Source organism: Meridianimarinicoccus sp. MJW13, from assembly GCF_014901205.1.
Classification (GTDB): Bacteria; Pseudomonadota; Alphaproteobacteria; order Rhodobacterales; family Rhodobacteraceae; genus Meridianimarinicoccus.
In genome coordinates this window covers 2,501-6,530 of the sequence record NZ_JACNMU010000015.1, presented here as the reverse complement: position 1 = coordinate 6,530, position 4,030 = coordinate 2,501, and the positions used below count along the sequence as shown (strand labels likewise).

1 tRNA gene and 2 rRNA genes are annotated in these 4,030 nt (G+C 53.2%); all 3 read right to left on the bottom strand.

From position 1 onward, the window contains the following. Nucleotides 1-98: 98 nt before the first annotated feature. Nucleotides 99-175, bottom strand: a tRNA-Met gene (locus H8B03_RS18825). An 81-nt stretch (nt 176-256) separates the two neighbouring features. Beyond that, nucleotides 257-371 (bottom strand): 5S ribosomal RNA (gene rrf, locus H8B03_RS18820). Between the two features lie 108 nt (nt 372-479). Beyond that, nucleotides 480-3,413, bottom strand: a 23S ribosomal RNA gene (locus H8B03_RS18815). Nucleotides 3,414-4,030 lie beyond the last annotated feature (617 nt).

The following is a 4,030-nucleotide window of genomic DNA, read 5'->3' as shown; positions in this document are numbered from 1 at the left end:
GACTCGTCCAACGTTGATGTGGCGTTGATGTAAAACGCGACATCAAAAACTTGATCGGCTGGAGCCGACTTCAAGTCTTTGATATTCTGTTAAATTTTTGGTTGCGGGGGCAGGATTTGAACCTGCGGCCTTCAGGTTATGAGCCTGACGAGCTACCGGGCTGCTCCACCCCGCGACGCTTGGGCATTTATTGTTGCCCATTTTGAGAGGGATCGTTTTGAGAGATACGGTTTTGTTTTTTTGCACAGCTTACTAGGTTTGGCGATGACCTACTCTCCCACGTCTTGAGACGCAGTACCATTGGCGCTGCAGTGCTTAACGGCCGGGTTCGGGATGGGACCGGGTGTTTCACTTGTGCTATGATCACCAAACCGAGAAAGCTGTGCGACCCCGTTTATGGCGGGGTATTTTTTTCCAAGTCAGGCACACGTTTGGTGTACGACTTTTGATGTTTTTGAAGCGTCTTGCTTCTACTGGATCAAATCAAGCCTATCGGACCATTAGTACCGGTCAACTGAGCACATTGCTGCGCTTACATCTCCGGCCTATCGACGTGGTGGTCTACCACGGTCCTCAGGGATACCTTGTTTTGAGGGGGGCTTCCCGCTTAGATGCCTTCAGCGGTTATCCTGTCCGTTCATAGCTACCCAGCACTACCATTGGCATGATAACTGGTCCACCAGTGGAACGTTCACCCCGGTCCTCTCGTACTAGGGGCAACTCCTCTCAAGTATCCTACACCCACGGCAGATAGGGACCGAACTGTCTCACGACGTTCTAAACCCAGCTCACGTACCTCTTTAAACGGCGAACAGCCGTACCCTTGGGACCTGCTCCAGCCCCAGGATGAGATGAGCCGACATCGAGGTGCCAAACGGTGCCGTCGATATGGACTCTTGGGCACCATCAGCCTGTTATCCCCGGCGTACCTTTTATCCGTTGAGCGATGGCCCTTCCACTCGGGACCACCGGATCACTATGGCCGTCTTTCGACTCTGCTCGACTTGTCAGTCTCGCAGTCAGGCTGGCTTCTGCCATTGCACTCAACGAGCGATTTCCGACCGCTCTGAGCCAACCTTCGCGCGCCTCCGTTACGCTTTAGGAGGCGACCGCCCCAGTCAAACTACCCGCCACACAGGGTCCCGGATCCGGATAACGGACCGCGGTTAGACATCAAGCAGAGCAAGGGTGGTATCTCAAGGGAGGCTCCGCCAGGACTGGCGTCCTGGTTTCAAAGCCTACCACCTATCCTGCACATGCTCGGCCTAATGCCAATGTGAAGCTGTAGTAAAGGTGCACGGGGTCTTTCCGTCTAACCGCGGGAAGCCTGCATCTTGACAGGCAATTCAATTTCGCTGAGTCCACATTTGAGACAGCGGGGAAGTCGTTACGCCATTCGTGCAGGTCGGAACTTACCCGACAAGGAATTTCGCTACCTTAGGACCGTTATAGTTACGGCCGCCGTTTACTGGGGCTTCAATTCGGAGCTCTCACTCCTCCTTTTAACCTTCCAGCACCGGGCAGGCGTCAGACCCTATACGTCGTCTTGCGACTTCGCAGAGCCCTGTGTTTTTAGTAAACAGTCGCCACCCCCTAGTTTGTGCCCCCGCCCAAGAGTTGCCTCCTGAACGGGCCTCCTTCTCGCGAACTTACGGAGGTATTTTGCCGAGTTCCTTAAATGTGGTTCTCTCAAGCGCCTTGGTATTCTCTACCAGTCCACCTGTGTCGGTTTAGGGTACGGTCTCATGGAGGGCTATTTCCAGGAACCTCTAAACGGCCTCCCCAATCCGATAAGGGGAAACAATCTTCGAGATCCGTCACATCCTCCTGGCCCAGGAATATTAACCTGGTTCCCATCGGCTACGCATTTCTGCCTCGCCTTAGGGGCCGGCTTACCCTGCTCAGATTAGCTTTAAGCAGGAACCCTTGGACTTTCGGCGACAGGGTCTCTCACCCTGTTTGTCGCTACTCATGTCATCATTCTCGCTAGTGATCACTCCACCGGATCCCTTACAGGCCGGCTTCACAGTAAACACTGTTATCTGCGCTACCGCTTCGCTGCTTGAGCGCGGAGTTGCCTCCAGGCTCGCACAACGGGCGATAAAACAGATAAAGTGTATGTCACACTACGCTCCGCTACCATGCCTTGCGGCATCCTAAGCTTCGGCTCATGGCTTGAGCCCCGTTACATCTTCGCCGCAGGACAACTTGATTAGACCAGTGAGCTGTTACGCTATCTTTAAAGGATGGCTGCTTCTAAGCCAACCTCCTGGTTGTTTTGGTCGTCCCACCTGCTTTCCCACTTAGCCATGAATTGGGGGCCTTAGCTGTAGGTCAGGGTTGTTTCCCTCTCCACTACGGGCGTTAGCACCCGCAGTGTGTCTGCCATCTAGTACTCCCGGGTATTCGGAGTTTGGTTAGGATCAGTAAGCCTGTGGGGCCCCATTACCCATCCAGTGCTCTACCCCCCGGGGTATTCGGATGACGCTCTACCTAAATAGATTTCGCGGAGAACCAGCTATCTCCGAGTTTGATTGGCCTTTCACCCCTAGGCACACCTCATCCCGACCTTTTTCAACAGGTGTGGGTTCGGACCTCCAGTTGGTGTTACCCAACCTTCATCCTGGACATGCCTAGATCACTCGGTTTCGGGTCTGATCCATCTAACTCATCGCCCTATTAAGACTCGCTTTCGCTGCGCCTACACCTAACGGCTTAAGCTTGCTAGATAGACCAAGTCGATGACCCATTATACAAAAGGTACGCCGTCAGGACTCGAGGTCCCTCCGACTGATTGTAGGCGTCCGGTTTCAGAAACTGTTTCACTCCCCTCGTCGGGGTGCTTTTCACCTTTCCCTCACGGTACTGGTTCGCTATCGGTCAGTAAGGAGTACTTAGCCTTAGAGGGTGGTCCCCCCATGTTCAGACAGGATTTCACGTGTCCCGCCCTACTTAATACGTCCATCAACGCTTCGTATACGGGGCTGTCACCCATATCGCCCAGCTTTCCAACTGGTTCTACTCACGTCTCAGGCTCGGCTGGTCCCCGTTCGCTCGCCGCTACTAGGGGAGTATCTGTTGATTTCCTTTCCTCCGGGTACTTAGATGTTTCAGTTCCCCGGGTTTGCTCTAAAAACCCTATGTATTCAGATCTTTAGTACCTGTTTATGCTCATTATTATTCGATCACTCCGTGCTCACCCTTGGTGAGTCTCACCAGCAAGCTGGTTCGGCCACCGCAAGATCATCGCGTGGAGTAAATCTAAAATAACAAACATTCAGGTGGGTTGCCCCATTCGGAAATTCCTGGATCAAAGCTTATTCTCAGCTCCCCAGGACTTATCGCAGAGTATCACGTCCTTCATCGCCTCTTACTGCCAAGGCATCCACCAAACGCCCTTCTCGCGCTTGATTTGATCCAGAAGAAGCAAGACATTCTTTAACGCCCTACCGCATTGCTACGTGAGGGCGTGATGCCCGCGCATAACAAAAACAATAGAACAGAAGGTCAAAACTGCGGACGCACAGCTCGGCAAAGAGGTGCGCCACTCTTCTTGCCCATGGCCTTTTGACTTCCATGGGCTTGAGATCAAAAGTCATACTTTTTCCCGCTCCCTGCGCTGGTTCGCAACAGGGAACATTTGGTTCAAGACCGTGCGATCTTGAACCGGGTTAGTGTACTTGACTTGGAACAAAATTACCTTGCAACAAATCCGAAGATCCGCTGCGGATCCTCCACACTCGGAGGATCAGTAATTCTGATGTTGTATCTCTCTAAACGATGTCAAACGTCCGATTGGACGGGAGAACACAAGCTGTGCTCTCCGATCTAATCGGGACTGATTCATGCCACCTTGCAGTGGCGCCCACTCCGTGCCGGCCCTTGGCCGTCGCCATCTGCGATGGCCGAAGTGTCAATCTATCTTGAGTATCCGAAGCACCCGAGCCGCATCGCGGTGGGTGGAGCGTCATCCCGAAGGGATGCTCATTGCCAAAGGCAATGTCAGGCAAATTCTCTAGGCTTCACCAGT